Below are 19,734 nucleotides of genomic sequence, written 5' to 3'. Positions count from 1 at the left end.
TCCTCACTTATTTGTAGATGTAGTCACGGGCAAAAGGGTACACCGATTGCGCACCGCGCAAGGCACCGTGTTCGACCTTGCCGTCGGGCTTGGTCGACAGCATCTGGTGCAGCGAGATCCAGCCCTGCTCGAAGCTCATCGCCGAGCCCGCGAGGTACAGGCGGTAGGCGCGAAGGATGCGCTCGGCGTTCTCGCCCTGGCGCCCGCCGCTGCGCCCCAGCACCTCGCGCGCGGCATCGAGCTGCGCCTCGAGGGCGTCCGACCAGGCCCACAGCGTGCGCGCGTAGTGCGGGCGCAGGCTCTCGGTGTCGACCATCTCCAGCCCGGCCGCCGCGGTCTCGCGCAGCACGTGCGTCACGTGCAGCAGCTCGCCGCCGGGGAAGATGTATTTCTCGATGAAGTCGCCCATGCCCGCGCCGAGCTGGCGGTAGTTCAGCTCGCCCGAGGTGATGCCGTGGTTGAGCACCAGCCCGCCCGGCTTGAGCAGCGTGTGGATCTTGTGGAAGTAGGTCGGCATGTTGGCCGCGCCCACGTGCTCGAACATGCCCACCGACGAGATCTTGTCGAAGGGCTGGTCATCGGGCAGCTCACGGTAGTCGCGCAGCTCCACGCGCACGCGACCCTGCAGGCCTTTTTCTTCGATGAGCCGCTGCACATGCGCGTGCTGGTTCTTCGACAGCGTGATGCCGGTGGCGTCCACGCCGTAGTGCTCGGCCGCCCACAGCAGCAGCGCGCCCCAGCCGGAACCGATGTCCAGGTAGCGCTCGCCGGGCTGCAGCATGAGCTTGCGGCAGATGTGGTCGAGCTTGGCTTCCTGCGCCTGCGCCAGCGTGAGCTCGGGCGTGCGGAAGTAGGCACACGAATAGACGCGGCGCGGGTCCAGCCACAGCGCGTAGAAATCGTCGGAGACGTCGTAGTGGAACTCGATCTGCGCGGCGTCCTTGCGCAGCGAGTGCGAGCCGCGCGACTTGGCGCGGCGCTGCAGGCGGCTCCACCAGGTGGTGTCGGTCTCGGCGGGGTTGCCGGGCAACAGGCCGACGGTGGCGTCGATCAGGTCGCGCATGGCGCCCTCGATCTGCACCTTGCCCTCGACGTAGGCCTCGCCGATGGCCCCGACCTGCCGGCCGGCCAGCTTGGCCAGCACCGACCACTCCTTGAAAGCCAGCGTCACGCGTGAACCCGCCTGGGCGACCCGGCGCCCGTCGGGCAGCTCCAGTGCGATGGGCACGGGCAGCGAGGCCAGCTGCGACTCGATCTTGGGTATCAAGTGTTGCATGCGTCCATGGTATTGATTTTTCCAAGGATTTGCATGACATCGCGCAGCCGCGCGGGACGCAGGCCTCTGCAGAGAAGTCCTCGTTGACAACATATTGTTTATGCCTAAACTATTCAACCATGAACAGCTTGACCTCCCCCCGCCTCGCGCCCGCCTCGGACCTCCAGCGCATCCTGTGCATCGGTGGGGGTCCAGCCGGCCTGTATTTCGCTCTGCTGATGAAGGCCCGCAACCCGGCGCTGCAGATCACCGTGGTCGAACGCAACCGCCCCTTCGACACCTTCGGCTGGGGCGTGGTGCTCAGCGACCAGACGCTGGGCAACCTGCGCGAGGCCGACGGCCCCACGGCCGCGCTCATCGGCAACGAGTTCCACCACTGGGACGACATCCAGGTCTTCTTCAAGGGCCGCCAGGTGCGCTCGGGCGGCCACGGCTTCTGCGGCATCGGCCGCAAGCGCCTGCTGAACATCCTGCAGGAACGCTGCCTCGAACTCGGCGTGGAGCTGGTCTTCGAAACCGACGCCACCGACGACCAGGCCATTGCCGCGCAGTACAAGGCCGACCTGGTCATTGCCAGCGACGGCCTCAACAGCCGCATCCGCCAGCGCTATGCCGACGTGTTCAAGCCCGACATCGACCTGCGCAACTGCCGCTTCGTCTGGCTGGGCACGCACCAGACCTTCGACGCCTTCACCTTCGCCTTCGAACAGACCGAGCACGGCTGGTTCCAGGCGCATGCCTACCAGTTCGACGACAAGACCTCGACCTTCATCGTCGAGACGCCCGAAGCCGTGTGGAAGGCCCACGGCCTGGACCAGATGGAGCAGCCCGAGGCCATCGCCTTCTGCGAGAAGCTGTTCGCCAAGTACCTGGGCGGCCACGCGCTCATCAGCAACGCCACGCACCTGCGCGGCTCGGCCAACTGGATCCGCTTTCCGCGCGTGGTGTGCGAGCGCTGGACGCACCGCATCGACGTCGAAGGCCGCTCGGTGCCCGTCGTGCTGATGGGCGATGCCGCGCACACGGCGCACTTCTCGATCGGTTCGGGCACCAAGCTCGCACTCGAAGACGCGATCGACCTGGCCAACGAATTCGAACAGGGCGGCACGCTCGACCACGTGCTCGAAGGCTATGAAGCACGCCGCAGCGTCGAGGTGCTGAAGATCCAGAACGCCGCGCGCAACTCCACCGAGTGGTTCGAGAACGTGCCGCGCTACACGGGCATGGAGATCGAGCAGTTCGCGTACTCGCTGCTCACGCGCTCGCAGCGCATCAGCCACGAGAACCTGCGCGTGCGCGACACGCAATGGCTCGGCGGCTACGAGCAGTGGCTGGCAGGCGGCAAGGCGATGGCGCCGATGCTGATGCCGCTGAAGGTGCGCGGGCTCGAGCTCAAGAACCGCATCGTGGTCTCGCCGATGGCGACCTACAGCGCGGTCGACGGCGTGCCGCAAGATTTCCTGCTGGTGCACCTGGGCGCACGCGCGCTCGGCGGCGCCGCGATGGTGTGCGTCGAGATGACGAGCCCGACCCCCGAAGGCCGCATCACGCCGGCCTGCACGGGCCTGTACAACGACACGCAGCAGGCCGCGTTCAAGCGCATCGTCGATTTCGTGCACACGCAGTCGAGCGCCAAGATCGCGATCCAGCTCGGCCACAGCGGCCCCAAGGGCTCGACCCGCGTGGGCTGGGAAGGCACCGACGAGCCGCTCGAAAGCGGCAACTGGCCCGTGCTCGGCGCGAGCGCCCTGCCCTACGGTGAACAGAACCAGCTGCCGGCCGCGATCACGCGCGCCGAGATGGACACGCTGCGCGACCAGTTCGTCGATTCCACGCGCCGCGCGGTCGAGTGCGGCTTCGACTGGCTCGAGCTGCACTGCGCGCACGGCTACCTGCTGTCGGCCTTCATCAGCCCGCTCACCAACCTGCGCACCGACGAGTACGGCGGCGACATCGAAGCACGCTGCCGCTACCCGCTCGAAGTGTTCCGCGCGATGCGCGCCGTGTGGCCGGCCGACAAGCCGATGAGCGTGCGCATCTCGGCACACGACTGGGCACCCGGCGGCAACACCGACGCCGACGCCGTGGTGGTCGCGCGCCTCTTCAAGGAGGCCGGCGCCGACTTCATCGACGTGTCCTCGGGCCAGACCACGCGCGCCGCCAAGCCCGTGTACGGCCGCATGTACCAGACGCCGTTCGCCGACCGCATCCGCAACGAGGTCGGCATCTCGACCATCGCGGTGGGCGCCATCACCGACGCCGACCAGGCCAACAGCATCATCGCGGCCGGCCGCGCCGACCTGTGCGCCGTGGCGCGCCCGCACCTGGCCGACCCGGCGTGGACGCTGCACGAAGCGGCCAAGCTGCAAAGCCGCGACGTCGACTGGCCCAAGCAGTACCTGAGCGGCCGCGACCAGATGTACCGCGAGATCGCCAAGCAGCAGCAGATCGCCGCGGCCACCGCTGCCGCAGGCCGCGCGGCCGACACCGAAGAGACACACTGACATGGACCTCGAAGCACGCGCCCACAGCGAGCACCCCGAGGCGCTGCGCCTCTGGCTGCGCCTGCTCACCTGCACGCAGCTGGTGGAAAAGCAGGTGCGCAACGGACTGCGCGCGCAGTTCGCCACCACGCTGCCGCGCTTCGATCTCATGTCGCAGCTCGAGCGCTCGCCCGACGGGCTGAAGATGAACGAGCTCTCGCGCCGCATGATGGTCACGGGCGGCAACGTCACCGGCATCACCGACCAGCTCGTGACCGAAGGGCTGGTGGAGCGCATCAACGTCGAGGGCGACCGCCGCGCCTGGCGCGTGCGCCTCACGCCGCGCGGACGCAAGCTCTTCAACGAGATGGCGCAACAGCACGAAGACTGGATCGTCGAGGCTTTCTCGAGCCTCAACCCCAAGGAGATCGCGCAGCTTCACAAGCTGCTCGGCAAGGTCAAGCAACATTCACACAGCAGCCAATTGGCGGAGACCGCATGAAGCACTACATCGGCGCAAGCAATCCCATGCGCGCGCAATTCGAACCCAAGGCCGACTACAAGGCCGAGCACTTTGCCTGGCGCTACGAGGCCGGCGTCGGCACCATCACGCTGAACCGCCCCGAGCGCAAGAACCCGCTGACCTTCGATTCGTACGCCGAGCTGCGCGACCTGTTCCGCGCGCTGACCTACGCAACCGACGTGAAGGTGATCGTCGTCACCGGTGCCGGCGGCAACTTCTGCTCGGGCGGCGACGTGCATGAAATCATCGGCCCGCTGACCGGCATGCGCATGCCCGAGCTGCTCGAGTTCACGCGCATGACGGGCGACCTCGTGAAGGCCATCCGCAACTGCCCGCAGCCCATCGTCGGTGCGATTGACGGCGTGTGCGCCGGCGCCGGCGCGATGATCGCGCTGGCCTGCGACCTGCGCTACGGCACGCCCGCCACGCGCACCGCGTTCCTCTTCACCCGCGTGGGCCTGGCCGGTGCCGACATGGGCGCCTGCGCGCTGCTGCCGCGCGTGATCGGTCAGGGCCGCGCCTCGGAGCTGCTGTTCACCGGCCGCGCCATGACCGCCGACGAAGGCCAGGCCTGGGGCTTCTTCAACGCACTGCACGACAGCGCCTCGCTGCTCGACGCCGCCACCAAGGTCGCGCGCGACCTGGCCGAAGGCCCGAGCTTCGCGCACGGCATGACCAAGACGATGCTCGCGCAAGAGTGGTCGATGACCATCGACCAGGCCATCGAGGCCGAAGCGCAGGCGCAGGCGATCTGCATGCAGACCGAAGACTTCAAGCGCGCCTACGAGGCCTTCGCGGCCAAGCGCAAGCCGGTGTTCGGCGGAGACTGATGCGCATGATGACCAAGATCCCCGCCCCACCGTCGACCGCGCACCTCGCGCTGCCGTTCTTCGACGACGCGCACCGCGCGCTCGCCAACGACCTGCTGCCCTGGTGCGCCGCCCAGGAGATCGATGAGCGCGACGACCGCGCAGCCTGCCGCGAATGGGTGCGCCGTCTCGGCGACGCCGGCTGGCTGCGTTACGCGGTGCCCGGCAGTGCCGGCGGCGCGCTCGAACGCCTCGATTCGCGCGCGCTCGTGCTGCTGCGCGAAACGCTCGGCTACCACTCGCCACTGGCCGACTTCGCGTTCGCGATGCAGGGCCTGGGCAGCGGCGCGATCACGCTGGACGGCACGCCCGAGCAGCAGTCGCAGTACCTCACGGCGGTCGGCAAGGGCGCGAAGATCGCGGCCTTCGCACTCAGCGAACCCGAGGCCGGCTCCGACGTCGCAGCGATGGCGATGCGCGCCGAGCCCACCGCCGACGGCTGGCGCCTGAACGGCGAGAAGACCTGGATCAGCAACGGCGGCATCGCCGACTTCTACTGCGTGTTCGCCAAGACCGACCCCGCGGCCGGCACGCGCGGCATCACGGTGTTCATCGTCGACGCGACGACGCCGGGGCTCGACACCTCGGCCCACATCGACGTGATGGCGCCGCACCCGCTGGCCACCCTGCGCTTCGACAACTGCGCCGTGCCGCGCACGGCGCAGCTGGGCACGCTGAACGGCGGCTTCAAGCTTGCGATGCGCACGCTCGACATCTTCCGCGCGTCGGTGGCTGCGGCCGCACTCGGCATGGGTCGCCGCGCGCTCGCCGAAGCCATCGCTCATGCCAAGGGTCGCCGCATGTTCGGCCAGACGCTGGCCGACTTCCAGCTCACGCAGGCCAAGCTCGGCGAGATGGCCGCGCTGATCGACAGCGCCGCGCTGCTCACCTACCGCGCCGCCTGGATGCGCGACGACGCGGAGCGCCGCGGTGCGCCGGCAGTCGGCGACGTGTCGGCGGCTGCCGCCATGGCCAAGATGTGCGCCACCGAGAACGCGAGCCGCGTGATCGACATGGCGCTGCAGATGCATGGGGGACTCGGCGTGAAGGTCGGCACCAAGATCGAAAGCCTGTACCGGGACATCCGCTCGCTGCGCATCTATGAAGGCGCGACGGAAGTCCAGCAACTGATCATCGGCAAATCCGTTTTGCGGGGGTGAAACCGTGTCTGCCCAAGTCGATCGCTTCGTTCATGACCGCCTGCCGCCTGCCGCGCAGCTGCCGGTCTTTCGCTACGACCTGCCCGAACTGCAGTTCCCCGACCAGCTGAACCTGGTCGAGGAGCTGCTGGACAAGGCGGTCGCCAAGGGCTTCGGCGACCGCCCGATGCTGCGTTCGCCCGCTGGCGTGCTCACCTACGCCCAGGCGGGCGTCGAGGTGAACCGCATCGCCCAGGTGCTGGTCGAGGATCTCGGGCTGGTGCCCGGCAACCGCGTGCTGCTGCGCGGCGGCAACTCGGTGTGGATGGCGCTGTCGTGGCTCGCCGTGGTCAAGGCCGGGCTGATCGCGGTGGCGACGATGCCGCTGCTGCGCGCCAAGGAGCTGGGCGAGATCATCGAGAAATCGCAGCCCGTGGCCGCGCTGTGCGAAGGGCGCCTGCTCGAGGAGCTGGTAGCCGCGCAGAAGGCGCACCCGGTGCTCGCGACGGTGATTGCCTTCAACCAGCCCGACGCACCCGATTCGCTGTCGGCGCGCGCAGCCGGCAAGAGCGGCGTGTTCACCGCCTGCCCCACGGCGGCCGACGACATCGCGCTGCTCGCCTTCACCTCGGGCACCACGGGCAAGCCCAAGGCGCCCGTCACCACGCACCGCGACGTGGTCGCCATGTGCCAGACCTGGCCGCGCCACGTGCTGCGCGCGCGCAGCGACGACATCGTGGTCGGCACGCCGCCGCTGGCCTTCACCTTCGGGCTCGGCGGCTTGCTGATCTTCCCGATGTGGGCCGGTGCGTCGGTGTACTTTCCCGACGGCGCCTTCTCGCCCGAAGCGCTCGTGAAGCTCATCAACGAGGTCGGCGCGACCATCTGCTACACCGCGCCCACCTTCTATCGCCAGATGGCGCCCTTCGTCCGGCAGCACGGGGCGCCGAGCCTGCGCATCTGCGTGAGCGCAGGCGAGGCGCTTCCCGACGCCACGCGCCAACTCTGGAAGGAGACCACCGGCATCGAGATGCTCGACGGCATCGGCGGCACCGAGGTGTTCCACATCTACATCTCGGCCGCCGGCGACGAAGTGCGCCGCGGCGCCGTCGGCAAGGCGGTGCCGGGTTTCACGGCCAAGGTGGTCGACGACCAAGGCAACGAAGTGCCGCGCGGCACGGTCGGCAAGCTGGCGCTGCAAGGCCCGGTCGGCTGCCGCTACCTCGACGATCCGCGCCAGGGCGACTACGTGAAGAACGGCTGGAACTACCCCGGTGACTCCTTCGTGCAGGATGACGACGGCTACTTCTTCTATCAGGCGCGTGCGGACGACATGATCATCACGGCCGGCTACAACGTCGGCGGCCCGGAAGTGGAAGACGCGCTGCTCAAGCACCCGGCCGTGGCCGAGTGCGGCGTGATCGGCAAGCCCGACACCGACCGCGGCATGATCGTGAAGGCCTTCTGCGTGCTCAAGCCCGGCAACACCGGTGACGCAGCGATGGTGAAGGCCCTCCAGGACCATGTGAAAGCCACCATCGCCCCCTTCAAGTACCCGCGGGAGATCGAGTTCGTGACGGCGCTGCCGCGCACCGAAACCGGCAAACTCCAGCGCTTCAAATTGAGACAACTCAACAGCAACACACCATCATGACGAACAAACTCATTCAGCCCCCGGGCTGGCTGCCCCCGAAGGGCTATGCAAACGGCATCGCGGCGCGCGGCACCCAGGTGTTCGTCGGCGGCCAGATCGGCTGGAATGCCCAGCAGCAGTTCGAATCCGACGACTTCATCGACCAGTGCGGCCAGGCGCTGCGCAACATCGCCGAGGTGCTGCGCGAAGCCGGTGCCGGCCCCGAGCACATGGTGCGCATGACCTGGTACGTGACGGACCGCGACGAGTACAGCCGTCGCCTGTCCGAGCTCGGCCCGGTCTACCGCGACGCGCTGGGCCGCAACTTCCCGGCAATGACCTGCGTGCAGGTGGCGGCGCTGGTGGAGCACCGCGCGAAGGTGGAGATCGAGGTGACGGCGGTCATTCCGGACTGATCCTGCGCTTGGGCTGCGCGTCAGCGCAGTCTTCGATCGCCGCTGCGGCGCACGTTCTCGAGACCGGCCTCTTCGCGGGGCTGGCCCGGAAACAGAAAAGCCCTCTACACGAGGGCTTTTTTGCGTCGAATTTCGACTGGGAATTTCCAAAAGAATTCGGCCAAAGAAAAAGGCCCTTTGATTTCTCAAAGGGCCTTTTAAATTGGTTGCGCGAGCAAGATTTGAACTTGCGACCTTTGGGTTATGAGCCCAACGAGCTACCAGGCTGCTCCATCGCGCGGCAAGTATAAATTATAGCTTATTCAGCGGCGTTTTGCTCAGCGCCAGCATCTTTAATTTCAGCACGGTCGACCAGTTCGACGAGCGCCATCGGGGCGTTGTCGCCCACGCGGAAACCCATCTTCAGGATGCGGGTGTAGCCGCCCGGACGCGCGGCGAAACGCGGGCCGAGTTCGCCGAAGAGCTTGACGACGCTGTCGCGGCTGCGCAGGCGGTCGAAGGCCAGGCGCTTGTTGGCGAGCGTGGGCTTCTTGGCCAGGGTGATCATCGGCTCGATGACGCGGCGCAGTTCCTTGGCCTTGGGGACCGTGGTCTTGATGACTTCGTGCTCGATGAGCGAATTCATCATGTTCTGCAGCATCGCGAGGCGGTGCGAGCTGGTGCGGTTGAGTTTGCGGAGTCCGTGTCCGTGACGCATGGTGCTTTCCTTTACTTTATAAAAACAGACAGCCGTATCAGGTACTGTCCGGTGCACTGGCCCTTTTCAGGGGGCCGATTTCTCAAAAATTCAAATCAACGCTTGTCGAGACCAGCCGGCGGCCAGCTTTCGAGCTTCATGCCAAGGGTGAGACCGCGCGAGGCGAGCACTTCCTTGATTTCGTTGAGCGACTTGCGACCCAGGTTCGGGGTCTTGAGCAGCTCGTTCTCGGTGCGCTGGATCAGGTCACCGATGTAGTAGATGTTTTCGGCCTTCAGGCAGTTGGCCGAACGCACCGTCAGTTCGAGTTCGTCGACAGGGCGCAGCAGGATCGGATCGAATTGCTGGGCGCTGCGCGGTGCGGGTGCATCGAATGCAGCGAGTTCGCCGCCTTCGAGCTGCGCGAACACGGCGAGCTGCTCGACTAGGATTTTAGCCGATGCGCGAACCGCATCTTCGGCGCTGATCGCACCGTTGGTCTCGATCTCGACCAGCAGCTTGTCCAGGTCGGTACGCTGCTCGACACGGGCGCTTTCGACGGTGTAGCTCACGCGCTTGACGGGCGAGAACGACGCGTCGAGGACGATGCGGCCGATCGACTTGGTCGGCTCGTCCGCGTAGCGGCGCATCGTGCCGGGCACGTAGCCGCGACCCTTTTCGACCTTGATCTGCATGTCGAGCTTGCCGCCTTGCGACAGGTGCGCGATCACGTGGTCGGGATTGATGATCTCGACGTCGTGCGGGGTCTGGATGTCCGATGCGAGGACCGGGCCTTCGCCGTCCTTGCGCAGGCTCAGCGTGACTTCGTCGCGGTTGTGGAGCTTGAACACCACGCCCTTGAGATTCAGCAGGATGTTGACGACATCTTCCTGCACGCCGTCGATCGACGAGTACTCATGCAGAACGCCAGCGATCGTGACTTCGGTGGCCGAGTAGCCGACCATGGACGACAGCAGAACGCGACGCAGCGCGTTGCCGAGCGTGTGGCCGTAGCCGCGCTCGAAAGGCTCGAGCGTGACCTTGGCCTTGTTGGCGGCAAGTTGCTCGACCTGGATGGTCTTGGGTTTCAGCAGGGTGGTTTGCATGCAGACTTCCTCTCAATACCCCCGGCTCGTTACACCGGTAAGGCTGGTGAAGCGCCTGATCCGCAACAGAGTGCGGAGCAGGAACGTGAACAACAATATCAATCTCCCGCCGGCGCAAGGACGCGCAGGCGGGTAGAGAAAATCAACGCGAATACAGTTCGACGATCAGCGATTCGTTGATGTCGGCTGCGAATTCGTCGCGATCCGGGACCTTCTTGAAGGTGCCTTCGGCCTTGTCGGCGTTCACATCGACCCAGGCCGGCATGCCGACTTGTTGGGCCAGTTGCAGCGCTTCGACAATGCGGTTCTGCTTCTTGGACTTTTCGCGCACGGCGATCACGTCACCGGTCTTGACCAGGTACGACGGGATGTTGACCGACTGGCCGTTCACGGTGATCGCCTTGTGCGACACGAGTTGGCGTGCTTCGGCGCGCGTCGAGCCGAAGCCCATGCGGTAGACCACGTTGTCCAGGCGCGACTCGAGGATGAACAGCAGGTTGGCGCCGGTGTTGCCACGGCGGCGATCGGCTTCTTCGAAGTAGCGGCGGAACTGCTTCTCGAGCACGCCGTACATGCGCTTGACCTTCTGCTTCTCACGCAGCTGCAGACCGTAGTCGGAGGTGCGCTGACCCGAGGTGCGGCCGTGCTGGCCGGGCTTGGAGTCGAACTTGGCCTTGTCCTGGATCGAACGGCGGGGGCTCTTCAGGAACAGGTCGGTGCCTTCACGGCGGGAAAGTTTGGCCTTGGGGCCGAGGTAACGTGCCACGGTATTTCCTTGGTGTCATCTGCCGCAGTTGCCTGCGGGAGCCGTCGGCGGATGTGCCGATGGCGGTGGGCTTAGTGAAAAAACAAATGCGCAGCCGCTCGAAAGCTGGCTGCGCCTTGCGGACTGACGATCAGATGCGGCGACGCTTCTGGGGACGGCAGCCGTTGTGCGGAACGGGCGTCACGTCGGCAATGGAATTGATCCGGATGCCGAGCGCAGCCAGTGCGCGCACCGACGACTCGCGACCAGGACCGGGGCCCTTGATCTCGACGTCGAGGTTCTTGATACCTTGTTCGACAGCAGCACGGCCGGCCACTTCGGAAGCGACCTGCGCAGCGAACGGGGTCGACTTGCGCGAGCCCTTGAAGCCCTGGCCACCCGACGAAGCCCACGACAGGGCGTTGCCCTGGCGATCGGTGATCGTGATGATGGTGTTGTTGAACGAGGCATGCACGTGGGCGATACCGTCCGCAACGTTCTTGCGAACCTTCTTGCGAACGCGCTGTGCGGCGTTGTTTGCAGGTGCTTTAGCCATGCTTGTCTATCCTTATTTCTTCAGGGACTGCGCAGCCTTGCGCGGACCCTTGCGGGTGCGGGCGTTGGTGCGCGTGCGCTGGCCGCGCATCGGCAGGCCGCGACGGTGACGGAAGCCGCGATAGCAGCCGATGTCCATCAAACGCTTGATGTTCATCGTCGTCTCGCGACGCAGATCGCCTTCGATCGTGAACAGAGCGATCTGGTCGCGAATCTTTTCGAGATCGGCGTCGGTCAGATCCTTGATCTTCTTCGAATATTCGATGCCGCTCGCTTCGCAGATTTGACGGGCGCGGGTGCGACCGATACCGAAAATGGCGGTCAGGCCGATTTCAGCGTGCTTGTGCGGCGGGATGTTGATGCCAGCAATACGTGCCATGTGCGTCCTCTAATACTCTTCAATCAACCCTGGCGCTGCTTGTGGCGCGGGTCGGTGCAAATCACACGCACCACACCTTTACGGCGGATGACCTTGCAATTACGGCAGATGGTTTTGACCGAAGCCGAAACTCTCATTTCATTCTCCTAAAACTGTTTAACGTGGCGGTCTACCGCCCGGACTCAATACTGAAACTCACAGCCCTACGATGTCTTGAAGTTCGCCTTCTTCAGCAGCGATTCGTACTGCTGGGACATCATGTAGTTTTGCACCTGGGCCATGAAGTCCATCGTGACGACCACGATGATCAGCAGGGAGGTACCACCGAAGTAGAACGGCACGTTGTACTTCAGGATCAGGAACTCGGGCAGCAGGCAGACGAAGGTGATGTACACCGCGCCAGCCAACGTCAGGCGAACCAGAATCTTGTCGATATAGCGAGCGGTCTGGTCACCCGGGCGAATGCCAGGAATGAACGCACCACTCTTCTTCAGGTTGTCGGCCGTTTCCTTGCTGTTGAACACGAGTGCCGTGTAGAAGAAGCAGAAGAAAACGATCGCAGCGGCATACAGCAGCACGTAGATCGGCTCGCCCGGACGCAGTGCGCTGGCGATGTCCTTGATCCAGCGGAAGCCACCGTCACCGGCGCTGAACCAGCCCACCACCGTTGCCGGCAGCAGAATGATCGACGACGCGAAGATCGGAGGAATCACACCGGCCATGTTCAGCTTCAGGGGCAGGTGTGACGACTGACCGCCGTAGACCTTGTTGCCAACCTGGCGCCGCGCATAGTTCACGAGGATCTTGCGCTGACCACGTTCCACGAACACCACGAAGTAGGTGACCAGCACCACGACCGCGATGATGAAGAGCGCAACGATGGGGTTCATCGCACCGGTCGTCACCAGCGAAGCCAGGCCGCCGATCGCACCGGGCAGACCGGCCGCGATACCTGCAAAGATCAGGATCGAGATGCCGTTGCCCAGGCCGCGTTCGGTGATCTGCTCGCCGAGCCACATCAGGAACATCGAACCTGCCGTCAGGCTCACCATGGCGGTCAGGCGGAAGCCGAAACCGGGGGCGATCACCAGACCGGCCGACGATTCGAGGGCCACTGCGATGCTGAACGACTGGAACAGGGCCAGGCCGAGCGCGCCATAGCGCGTGTACTGCGTGATCTTGCGGCGACCGGCCTCGCCTTCCTTCTTCAATTGCTCGAAGGTCGGAAGCACGTAGGTCATCAACTGCATGATGATCGACGCCGAGATGTACGGCATGATCCCCAACGCGAACACGGTGAAACGCGACAGCGCCCCGCCCGAGAACATGTTGAACAGGCTCAGAATGCCGCCCTGCTGGCCCTGGAACAACGCTGCCAGCTGGTCCGGGTTGATACCCGGCACAGGAATGTGCGCGCCAATCCGGTAGACCACGAGCGCGAGCAGCAAAAAGACGAGCCGACGACGGAGGTCGCCGAACTTGCCTGTTTTTGCGATCGTTGCCGCGTTAGTTGCCACGAAGAACTTCTTTCAGTCCGATGGTGATCAGGCGAGGCTGCCGCCGGCTGCTTCGATCGCAGCCTTGGCACCAGCGGTCGCACCCACGCCCGTCAGCTTGACGGCCTTGGTGAGTTCGCCGGTCTTGATGATCTTGACGACCTTGGCGAGCTGGCCCACGAGGCCGGCTTGCTTCAGTGCCAGGACATCGACTTCGGCCAGGCCGAGCTGCTCGAGAGCAGTCAGCGTGACTTCGGCGTTGTACTTCAGCAGGTGCGACTTGAAGCCGCGCTTGGGCAGGCGACGCTGCAGCGGCATTTGACCGCCTTCGAAGCCGACCTTGTGGAAACCGCCTGCGCGCGACTTCTGGCCCTTGTGACCGCGACCTGCGGTCTTGCCGATGCCGGAGCCGATACCGCGGCCAACGCGACGCTTGGCGTGCTTGGCGCCAGCTGCCGGCTTGATGCCATTGAGTTCCATATCAGTCTCTCTTACAGAACTTTGACCAGATAACTGATCTTGTTGATCATGCCGCGCACTGCGGGCGTGTCTTGCAGCTCGCTCACGCTGTTGAGCTTGCGCAGGCCGAGGCCACGCACGGTCGCGCGATGCGATTCCTTGGTGCCGATCGGGCTCTTCACCAGCTGCACCTTGAGGGTTTGTTGTTGCGTCATTTGAATGCTTCCTTCAGCCTTGCGAGAGCTTGCGCTCAGGCGAAGATTTCTTCGACGGTGAGACCGCGCTTGGCAGCCACTTGGCCGGCCGTCGTCGAGTTCTTCAACCCGTCGAGCGTGGCGCGAACCATGTTGTAGGGGTTCGACGAACCATGGCTCTTGGCCACGATGTCGGTGATGCCCATGACTTCGAACACGGCGCGCATCGGGCCGCCGGCGATGATGCCGGTACCCTTGGGAGCCGGGTACATCACGACGGTGGCAGCACCGTGGTGACCTTGCACCTGGTGGTGCAGCGTACCGTTCTTGATCGGAGCCTTGAACAGGTTGCGGCGGGCTTCTTCCATTGCCTTCTGCACGGCAGCAGGCACTTCCTTGGACTTGCCCTTGCCCATGCCGACGCGGCCATCGCCGTCACCGACCACGGTCAGCGCTGCGAAACCGAGGATACGACCACCCTTCACCACCTTGGTGACGCGGTTGATCGCGATCATCTTCTCGCGCAGACCGTCCTCAGGACCTTCGTTCTGCGTTCTTGCTTGAATCTTTGCCATTTTGAATCTCGTGTCCGATTAGAACTGCAGACCGGCTTCGCGGGCTGCCTCGGCCAGCGCCTTGACGCGGCCGTGGTAGGCGAAACCTGCGCGATCGAAAGCGACCTTCTCGACGCCGGCAGCCTTCGCCTTTTCAGCGATGCGCTTGCCGATGGCGGTGGCAGCGGCGGCATTGCCACCCTTGCCCGAGGCGCCGAGTGCTGCGCGCACTTCGGCTTCGGCGGTCGATGCGGTTGCGATCACCTTGGTGCCGTCGTCGGAGATGACGGTGGCATAGATGTGCAGGTTGGTGCGGTTCACCGTGAGGCGAGCCACGCCCTGCGTCGCAATGCGGATGCGGGTCTGGCGCGAGCGGCGAAGACGCTGTGCTTTTTTGGTCAACATCATTTTGCTGCCCCTTACTTCTTCTTGGTCTCTTTGATCACGATCTTCTCGTCCGCATAGCGGATGCCCTTGCCCTTGTAGGGCTCTGGCGGACGAACAGCGCGGATCTCAGCGGCGATCTGGCCGACGCGTTGACGGTCAGCGCCCTTGATCACCACTTCGGTCGGGGTCGCGGTGGTCACCGTGATGCCTTGCGGCATGTCGATGTTGACCGGGTGCGAGTAACCGACTTGCAGGTTCAGCTTGGCGCCGGACGCCGCAGCCTTGTAGCCGACGCCGACCAGGTTGAGCTTCTTCTCGAAGCCCTTGGTCACGCCAACCACCATGTTGTTCACCAGCTGGCGAATCGTGCCGCTCATCGCATTCGCTTCACGCGAATCGTTGGCGGGCTCGAAGCTCAGCTTGCCGTCCTTGTTGACGACATTCACCAGCGCATTGCGAGCCAGGCTGAGCGTGCCGCCCGTGCCCTTGACGCTGATCTGGTCTTCCTTGATCGACACATCCACGCCTGCGGGGATGGCGACCGGCATTTTTCCTACTCGGGACATTTCAGTAACTCCTCGATGTCTCGGTTAGGCGACGTAGCACAGAACTTCGCCGCCGACACCGGTGGCGCGCGCCTTGCGGTCGGTCATCACGCCCTTGGGGGTCGTGACGATCGCAACGCCGAGGCCGTTCTGGACTTGCGGAATGGAAGTGCTGGCCTTGTAGACGCGCAGGCCGGGGCGGCTCACGCGCTCAATGCGCTCGATGACCGGACGGCCAGCGTAGTACTTCAGCGAGATTTCAAGTTCGCTCTTGCCGGCTTCGGTCTTGACCTGGAAGCCGTCGATGTAGCCCTCGTCCTTCAGGACTTGTGCGATCGCGATCTTCACCTTGGAAGACGGGACCGACACGGTGGGCTTCGCCACCATCTGCGCGTTACGGATACGCGTCAGCAGGTCGGCAATGGGATCACTCATGCTCATGTTGTTTGCTCCTGCCTGGCTTACCAGCTGGCCTTGGTGACACCGGGGATGTCGCCATTGAAAGCCAGTTCGCGGATCTTGGCGCGGGCCAGACCGAATTGACGGAAGGTGCCACGGGGGCGACCGGTGATTTCGCAACGGTTGCGCTGGCGCGTGGGGTTCGCGTTGCGCGGGAGCTTCTGCAGGGCCAGGCGGGCCGCTGCGCGCTCTTCGTCGCTCTTCTTCGCGTCGTTGGAAGTTGCCTTCAGTTCTGCGTGCTTCGCAGCGAACTTGGCAACCAGCTTGTCGCGCTTGAGTTCGCGCTGGATCAAAGATGCTTTAGCCACAGATCACCTCAGTTCTTGAACGGGAAACGGAAGCCAGCGAGAAGCGCCTTGGCTTCTTCGTCGGTCTTGGCCGTCGTCGTGATGCTGATATTGAGACCGCGCAGGGCGTCGACCTTGTCGTACTCGATCTCAGGGAAAATGATCTGCTCTTTGACGCCGATGTTGTAGTTGCCACGGCCGTCGAATGCGCGACCCGAGATACCGCGGAAGTCACGCACGCGGGGCAGGGCCACGGTGACGAAACGGTCCAGGAACTCGTACATGTGCACGCCACGCAGCGTGACCATGCAGCCGATCGGCTGGTTTTCGCGGATCTTGAAGCCGGCAATGGCCTTCTTCGACTTGGTAACCACGGGCTTCTGGCCAGCGATCTTGGTCAGGTCGGCGACGGCGTTGTCGAGGACCTTCTTGTCGGCGACTGCTTCACCCACACCCATGTTCAGGGTGATCTTGGTGAGACGCGGAACTTGCATCGGCGACTTGTAGCCGAACTTTTCCGTCAGGTCTTTCGCGATCTTTTCGCGATAGTGTTGTTGGAGACGTGCCATGTGAGTACCTCTTAGGCGAACTTGATTTCGTCGCCGCTCGACTTGAAGACGCGAACAGCCACGCGCTTGCCGTCGGCACCTTGGGTGACCTTGATGCCCACGCGATCGGCCTTGCCGGTCGCAGCATTGAAGATCGCCACGTTGGATTGGTGAATCGGCATGGTCTTCTCGACGATGCCACCGGTCGTACCCTTGAGGGGGTTCGGCTTGGTGTGCTTCTTGACGAGGTTGATGCCGTCGACGATCACATGCGAATCGTCTGCGCGCAGCGACACGACGCCGCGCTTGCCCTTGTCACGACCGGCCAACACGATGACCTGGTCGCCTTTGCGAATCTTGTTCATGGCGTTGTGTCCTTAGAGAACTTCGGGTGCCAGCGACACGATCTTCATGAACTTCTCGGTGCGCAGTTCGCGCGTGACCGGTCCGAAGATGCGGGTGCCGATGGGCTCCAGCTTGGCGTTGAGCAGCACGGCGGCATTGCCGTCGAACTTGACGAGCGAACCGTCAGCACGACGGATGCCCTTGGCGGTGCGGACCACCACTGCGCTGTAGATCTCGCCCTTCTTGACGCGACCACGCGGAGCGGCTTCCTTGATGCTGACCTTGATGACGTCGCCCACGCTGGCGTAACGCCGCTTGGAGCCACCGAGCACCTTGATACACAGGACGGATTTCGCGCCCGTGTTGTCGGCCACTTCGAGCCGGGATTCAGTTTGGATCATTTCTTGATATTCCCAACTTGTACCGATGAGCCTCCAGGAGGGAGACACCGCGGTCAGTCTTGGGCCCGTCGTCCACGCCTCGAACCACTCGAGACGCTTCCGCTTTGGGCTGAAAGCTTCGCCTTTTGAAAGCGAAGCCCGCGATTGTGGCACCCATGCCGGGCGATGTCAACTGCCTCATCACGCGAACTTCGACAGCCGCTAGACTTTGTGGCGTGCGCGCCCCCATCCACCCCCTCGTTTCGCCGCCTTCCGTGCTGCGCCGACGCCTGCTGGCGGGCGGCGCGGGCCTGCTGGGACTGGGATCGCTGGGGCTTGCGGGTTGCCGCAGCGCAACACCGGCGCCGGACACCGGCCGGCTGCAGCGCCTGGGGGAAGCCCGCTGGGCGCACCGACGCTCTATAGAGAGCACCACGGCAGGCGGCCTCTCCGGCATCGACTACGATCCCATCAAAGGTGAGTACCTGCTTCTCAGCGATGACCGGTCAGACCTGGCTCCCGTACGCTGCTACACCGCGCGCTGGCCCCAGCCGGCCGACGCCGCCCCGGAGCCCACCGGCGTTGTCCAGCTGCAACGCCCCGGCGGCGGCCCGTGGCCCGGGCGGCGCCAGGCAATCGACGGCCTGCCCGTGCCCGACCCTGAAGCCCTGCGCCTGCGCCCCTCGGCCGGCACCCTGCTCTGGACCAGCGAAGGCGACCTGGCCCGCGGCTTCGGCCCCGCCCTGTATGAATCGGCGCGCGATGGCCGCTTCCTGCGCGAATTCGCCCTGCCGGCGATGTTCGCCCCGGACCCGACCCAGCACCGCGGCCCGCGCGACAACCAGACACTCGAGGGCCTGGCCCTCACGCCCGACGACCGGTCGGCCTGGCTCGCGATGGAAAACGCCCTGGTCCAGGACGGCCCCATCCCGACCACCACCGCCCCCGGCGGCCCCTGCCGCTTCACCCAGGTCGATCTCGCGACCGGCCGCGCCATGCGCCAGATCGCCTACGTGCCCGACGCCATCCCGCTGCGCCCGCTGGTGCCGGGCACCTACGCCGATAACGGCGTGAGCGAGGTGCTGATGCTCGACGCCCACCGCATGCTGGTGCTGGAGCGGGCCTACGCCACCGGCGCCGGCAATTCGCTGCGCCTGTATGAAATAGACACCCGGGCCGCCGACGACGTGCTCGCCGTCGACGCCCTCGCCCCCGGCAACCACCGGCCGGCCGCCAAGACGCTCGTGGCCGACTTCGCCACCCTCGGCCTCTCGCGCCTCGACAACACCGAGGGCATGTGCTGGGGCCCACCACTGCCCGACGGCCGCCGCCTGCTGGTGGTCGTGAGCGACGACAATTTCAACCCGCTGCAAGTGACGCAGTTCGCCGCCTTCGCCTACACCGACCGACCATGACCATCGCCGTGACCTTCCTGCCCCGCACCGCGCCGGGCCCCCTGCCCCCCATCGCCTTCATCGGCGGCGGCAACATGGCCAGCGCCATCATCGGCGGCCTGATCCAGCAAGGCGTCGCGGCCGATGACTTCGAAGTGGTCGAGCCTTTTGAGGAAGCCCGCACCAGGCTGGCCCAGTCCTACGGCATCGTCGCCAGGGCCGAGGCCAGCGAGGCCCTCGCGCGCTGCGCCGTGGTGGTGTGGGCGGTCAAGCCCCAGACCTTTGCCGAAGCCGCCCGTCCGGTGCGCGCCTTTGCAGCCGACGCCCTGCACCTGAGCGTGGCGGCGGGCATCCCGTCCGACAGCATCGCCCGCTGGCTCGGCACCGAGCGCGTGGTGCGCGCCATGCCCAACACGCCCGCCTTGGTCGGCAAGGGCATGACCGGCCTCTTCGCGCGGGCGGGCGTCGAAAGCGCCGACCGCGCACGCGTCGGCCAGCTGCTGGCGCCGACGGGCGAGCTGATCTGGGTCGACGCCGAACCCGCGCTCGACGCGGTGACCGCCCTGTCGGGCTCCGGCCCGGCCTACGTGTTCTATTTCATCGAGGCGATGACCGAGGCCGGCGTCGAGATGGGCCTCACGCCCGACCAGGCCCAGCGGCTGGCCATCGGCACCTTCACCGGCGCCTCGGCGCTGGCGCACAGCGCCACCGAGCCGCCTTCGGTGCTGCGCGAGCGCGTGACCTCCAAGGGCGGCACGACCTACGCGGCCCTGAGCGCGCTCGAAGCCTCTGATGTGAAGGGCCAGTTCAAGACCGCCATCCGCGCCGCACAGAAGCGCGCGGCCGAGCTGGGCGAGGAATTCGGGCGCGGCTGAAACCAGCAGGT

At 65.2% G+C, this 19,734-nt stretch carries 26 protein-coding genes and 1 tRNA gene; 8 read left to right on the top strand and 19 right to left on the bottom strand.

Features of this window, described 5'->3' with window-relative positions; translation table 11 throughout:
* Positions 1 to 7: 7 nt before the first annotated feature.
* Positions 8 to 1,276, bottom strand: coding sequence for a class I SAM-dependent methyltransferase (locus AC1RLW_RS22625; protein WP_062474832.1), 1,269 nt, complete (start codon positions 1,274 to 1,276; stop codon positions 8 to 10).
* A gap of 128 nt (positions 1,277 to 1,404) precedes the next feature.
* On the opposite strand from AC1RLW_RS22625, the gene AC1RLW_RS22620 reads away from it, so the two are divergent.
* From AC1RLW_RS22620 to AC1RLW_RS22595, 6 genes are read left to right on the top strand one after another with little or no spacing between them, the layout of a single operon-like run.
* Positions 1,405 to 3,780, top strand: coding sequence for a bifunctional salicylyl-CoA 5-hydroxylase/oxidoreductase (locus AC1RLW_RS22620; RefSeq protein ID WP_493195170.1), 2,376 nt, complete (start codon positions 1,405 to 1,407; stop codon positions 3,778 to 3,780).
* Between the two features lies 1 nt (position 3,781).
* Positions 3,782 to 4,261 (top strand): MarR family winged helix-turn-helix transcriptional regulator, encoded by a 480-nt coding sequence (locus AC1RLW_RS22615; RefSeq protein WP_056576953.1) that lies wholly within the window; start codon positions 3,782 to 3,784, stop codon positions 4,259 to 4,261.
* On the top strand, positions 4,258 to 5,112 hold the full coding sequence (locus AC1RLW_RS22610; RefSeq protein WP_062474826.1) for an enoyl-CoA hydratase family protein: 855 nt from the start codon (positions 4,258 to 4,260) through the stop codon (positions 5,110 to 5,112). The genes AC1RLW_RS22615 and AC1RLW_RS22610 overlap by 4 nt, the downstream gene beginning before the upstream one ends.
* Positions 5,113 to 5,117: 5 nt before the next feature.
* Entirely contained in the window at positions 5,118 to 6,311 is a 1,194-nt protein-coding gene (locus AC1RLW_RS22605) for an acyl-CoA dehydrogenase family protein (RefSeq protein WP_493195168.1), read from the top strand.
* Between the two features lie 4 nt (positions 6,312 to 6,315).
* Positions 6,316 to 7,944, top strand: coding sequence for an AMP-binding protein (locus AC1RLW_RS22600; protein WP_493195166.1), 1,629 nt, complete (start codon positions 6,316 to 6,318; stop codon positions 7,942 to 7,944).
* Complete coding sequence (locus tag AC1RLW_RS22595; protein WP_056576966.1) at positions 7,941 to 8,339, top strand: RidA family protein; 399 nt, start codon at positions 7,941 to 7,943, stop codon at positions 8,337 to 8,339. The genes AC1RLW_RS22600 and AC1RLW_RS22595 overlap by 4 nt, the downstream gene beginning before the upstream one ends.
* Before the next feature lie 203 nt (positions 8,340 to 8,542).
* On the opposite strand, the gene AC1RLW_RS22590 is transcribed toward AC1RLW_RS22595, so the two are convergent.
* The 18 genes from AC1RLW_RS22590 to rplN form a co-directional block, all read right to left on the bottom strand.
* Positions 8,543 to 8,619: transfer RNA gene (locus tag AC1RLW_RS22590), tRNA-Met, on the bottom strand.
* Positions 8,620 to 8,637: 18 nt separating this feature from the next.
* Positions 8,638 to 9,036, bottom strand: a complete 399-nt coding sequence (rplQ, locus tag AC1RLW_RS22585) for a 50S ribosomal protein L17 (RefSeq protein WP_056576970.1) — start codon at positions 9,034 to 9,036, stop codon at positions 8,638 to 8,640.
* 95 nt (positions 9,037 to 9,131) lie between these two features.
* Positions 9,132 to 10,121, bottom strand: a complete 990-nt coding sequence (locus AC1RLW_RS22580) for a DNA-directed RNA polymerase subunit alpha (protein WP_056576973.1) — start codon at positions 10,119 to 10,121, stop codon at positions 9,132 to 9,134.
* Positions 10,122 to 10,263: 142 nt separating this feature from the next.
* Entirely contained in the window at positions 10,264 to 10,887 is a 624-nt protein-coding gene (rpsD, locus tag AC1RLW_RS22575; protein WP_493195164.1) for a 30S ribosomal protein S4, read from the bottom strand.
* 130 nt (positions 10,888 to 11,017) lie between these two features.
* Positions 11,018 to 11,422, bottom strand: coding sequence for a 30S ribosomal protein S11 (gene rpsK, locus AC1RLW_RS22570; protein WP_009124825.1), 405 nt, complete (start codon positions 11,420 to 11,422; stop codon positions 11,018 to 11,020).
* 12 nt (positions 11,423 to 11,434) lie between these two features.
* The gene (gene rpsM, locus AC1RLW_RS22565) at positions 11,435 to 11,800 is read right to left on the bottom strand and encodes a 30S ribosomal protein S13 (RefSeq protein ID WP_013544105.1); all 366 of its coding nucleotides are present in this window, start codon (positions 11,798 to 11,800) and stop codon (positions 11,435 to 11,437) included.
* 23 nt (positions 11,801 to 11,823) lie between these two features.
* Complete coding sequence (gene rpmJ, locus AC1RLW_RS22560) at positions 11,824 to 11,937, bottom strand: 50S ribosomal protein L36 (protein WP_013544106.1); 114 nt, start codon at positions 11,935 to 11,937, stop codon at positions 11,824 to 11,826.
* A 66-nt stretch (positions 11,938 to 12,003) separates the two neighbouring features.
* Entirely contained in the window at positions 12,004 to 13,317 is a 1,314-nt protein-coding gene (secY, locus tag AC1RLW_RS22555; RefSeq protein WP_056576979.1) for a preprotein translocase subunit SecY, read from the bottom strand.
* Between the two features lie 27 nt (positions 13,318 to 13,344).
* Positions 13,345 to 13,776 carry a 50S ribosomal protein L15 gene (gene rplO / locus AC1RLW_RS22550; RefSeq protein WP_056576982.1) on the bottom strand — a complete coding sequence of 144 codons (432 nt, stop codon included), beginning with the start codon at positions 13,774 to 13,776 and terminating at the stop codon, positions 13,345 to 13,347.
* 11 nt (positions 13,777 to 13,787) lie between these two features.
* Positions 13,788 to 13,970, bottom strand: coding sequence for a 50S ribosomal protein L30 (rpmD, locus tag AC1RLW_RS22545; RefSeq protein ID WP_019653974.1), 183 nt, complete (start codon positions 13,968 to 13,970; stop codon positions 13,788 to 13,790).
* Positions 13,971 to 14,005: 35 nt separating this feature from the next.
* On the bottom strand, positions 14,006 to 14,524 hold the full coding sequence (rpsE, locus tag AC1RLW_RS22540; protein ID WP_056576983.1) for a 30S ribosomal protein S5: 519 nt from the start codon (positions 14,522 to 14,524) through the stop codon (positions 14,006 to 14,008).
* An 18-nt stretch (positions 14,525 to 14,542) separates the two neighbouring features.
* Positions 14,543 to 14,908, bottom strand: coding sequence for a 50S ribosomal protein L18 (rplR, locus tag AC1RLW_RS22535; protein ID WP_056577252.1), 366 nt, complete (start codon positions 14,906 to 14,908; stop codon positions 14,543 to 14,545).
* A gap of 14 nt (positions 14,909 to 14,922) precedes the next feature.
* Positions 14,923 to 15,456 carry a 50S ribosomal protein L6 gene (rplF, locus tag AC1RLW_RS22530; protein WP_062474819.1) on the bottom strand — a complete coding sequence of 178 codons (534 nt, stop codon included), beginning with the start codon at positions 15,454 to 15,456 and terminating at the stop codon, positions 14,923 to 14,925.
* Between the two features lie 24 nt (positions 15,457 to 15,480).
* Positions 15,481 to 15,876 carry a 30S ribosomal protein S8 gene (gene rpsH, locus AC1RLW_RS22525; protein WP_062474816.1) on the bottom strand — a complete coding sequence of 132 codons (396 nt, stop codon included), beginning with the start codon at positions 15,874 to 15,876 and terminating at the stop codon, positions 15,481 to 15,483.
* A 20-nt stretch (positions 15,877 to 15,896) separates the two neighbouring features.
* Complete coding sequence (gene rpsN / locus AC1RLW_RS22520; protein WP_056576989.1) at positions 15,897 to 16,202, bottom strand: 30S ribosomal protein S14; 306 nt, start codon at positions 16,200 to 16,202, stop codon at positions 15,897 to 15,899.
* Between the two features lie 8 nt (positions 16,203 to 16,210).
* Positions 16,211 to 16,750: a 50S ribosomal protein L5 gene (gene rplE / locus AC1RLW_RS22515; protein WP_056576993.1), complete on the bottom strand. Its 540-nt coding sequence runs from the start codon at positions 16,748 to 16,750 to the stop codon at positions 16,211 to 16,213.
* 11 nt (positions 16,751 to 16,761) lie between these two features.
* Positions 16,762 to 17,094 (bottom strand): 50S ribosomal protein L24, encoded by a 333-nt coding sequence (gene rplX / locus AC1RLW_RS22510; protein ID WP_062474813.1) that lies wholly within the window; start codon positions 17,092 to 17,094, stop codon positions 16,762 to 16,764.
* 12 nt (positions 17,095 to 17,106) lie between these two features.
* Positions 17,107 to 17,475: a 50S ribosomal protein L14 gene (gene rplN / locus AC1RLW_RS22505; RefSeq protein ID WP_009124801.1), complete on the bottom strand. Its 369-nt coding sequence runs from the start codon at positions 17,473 to 17,475 to the stop codon at positions 17,107 to 17,109.
* A 257-nt stretch (positions 17,476 to 17,732) separates the two neighbouring features.
* On the opposite strand from rplN, the gene AC1RLW_RS22500 reads away from it, so the two are divergent.
* Positions 17,733 to 18,869, top strand: coding sequence for an esterase-like activity of phytase family protein (locus AC1RLW_RS22500; RefSeq protein WP_493195339.1), 1,137 nt, complete (start codon positions 17,733 to 17,735; stop codon positions 18,867 to 18,869).
* Entirely contained in the window at positions 18,866 to 19,723 is an 858-nt protein-coding gene (gene proC, locus AC1RLW_RS22495; RefSeq protein ID WP_493195154.1) for a pyrroline-5-carboxylate reductase, read from the top strand. The genes AC1RLW_RS22500 and proC overlap by 4 nt, the downstream gene beginning before the upstream one ends.
* Positions 19,724 to 19,734 lie beyond the last annotated feature (11 nt).

This window comes from Variovorax sp. GW822-FHT04A09 (assembly GCF_058801005.1).
Note: the sequence above shows the minus strand (reverse complement) of the source record. Positions and strands in the feature narration are given on the sequence as shown.

Coding starts and splice junctions, on each gene's coding strand:
- rpsE (WP_056576983.1), bottom strand. CDS start 14,524: ATGGCAAAGATTCAAGCAAGAACGCAGAACGAAGGTCCTGAGGACGGT.
- rpmJ (WP_013544106.1), bottom strand. CDS start 11,937: ATGAGAGTTTCGGCTTCGGTCAAAACCATCTGCCGTAATTGCAAGGTC.
- proC (WP_493195154.1), top strand. CDS start 18,866: ATGACCATCGCCGTGACCTTCCTGCCCCGCACCGCGCCGGGCCCCCTG.
- rpsK (WP_009124825.1), bottom strand. CDS start 11,422: ATGGCTAAAGCACCTGCAAACAACGCCGCACAGCGCGTTCGCAAGAAG.
- rplE (WP_056576993.1), bottom strand. CDS start 16,750: ATGGCACGTCTCCAACAACACTATCGCGAAAAGATCGCGAAAGACCTG.
- rplR (WP_056577252.1), bottom strand. CDS start 14,908: ATGTTGACCAAAAAAGCACAGCGTCTTCGCCGCTCGCGCCAGACCCGC.
- rpsM (WP_013544105.1), bottom strand. CDS start 11,800: ATGGCACGTATTGCTGGCATCAACATCCCGCCGCACAAGCACGCTGAA.
- AC1RLW_RS22610 (WP_062474826.1), top strand. CDS start 4,258: ATGAAGCACTACATCGGCGCAAGCAATCCCATGCGCGCGCAATTCGAA.
- AC1RLW_RS22580 (WP_056576973.1), bottom strand. CDS start 10,121: ATGCAAACCACCCTGCTGAAACCCAAGACCATCCAGGTCGAGCAACTT.
- rplN (WP_009124801.1), bottom strand. CDS start 17,475: ATGATCCAAACTGAATCCCGGCTCGAAGTGGCCGACAACACGGGCGCG.
- AC1RLW_RS22605 (WP_493195168.1), top strand. CDS start 5,118: ATGATGACCAAGATCCCCGCCCCACCGTCGACCGCGCACCTCGCGCTG.
- rpsH (WP_062474816.1), bottom strand. CDS start 15,876: ATGAGCATGAGTGATCCCATTGCCGACCTGCTGACGCGTATCCGTAAC.
- rplF (WP_062474819.1), bottom strand. CDS start 15,456: ATGTCCCGAGTAGGAAAAATGCCGGTCGCCATCCCCGCAGGCGTGGAT.
- rplX (WP_062474813.1), bottom strand. CDS start 17,094: ATGAACAAGATTCGCAAAGGCGACCAGGTCATCGTGTTGGCCGGTCGT.
- AC1RLW_RS22615 (WP_056576953.1), top strand. CDS start 3,782: ATGGACCTCGAAGCACGCGCCCACAGCGAGCACCCCGAGGCGCTGCGC.
- AC1RLW_RS22595 (WP_056576966.1), top strand. CDS start 7,941: ATGACGAACAAACTCATTCAGCCCCCGGGCTGGCTGCCCCCGAAGGGC.
- rpmD (WP_019653974.1), bottom strand. CDS start 13,970: ATGACGCAACAACAAACCCTCAAGGTGCAGCTGGTGAAGAGCCCGATC.
- rplO (WP_056576982.1), bottom strand. CDS start 13,776: ATGGAACTCAATGGCATCAAGCCGGCAGCTGGCGCCAAGCACGCCAAG.
- AC1RLW_RS22625 (WP_062474832.1), bottom strand. CDS start 1,276: ATGCAACACTTGATACCCAAGATCGAGTCGCAGCTGGCCTCGCTGCCC.
- rplQ (WP_056576970.1), bottom strand. CDS start 9,036: ATGCGTCACGGACACGGACTCCGCAAACTCAACCGCACCAGCTCGCAC.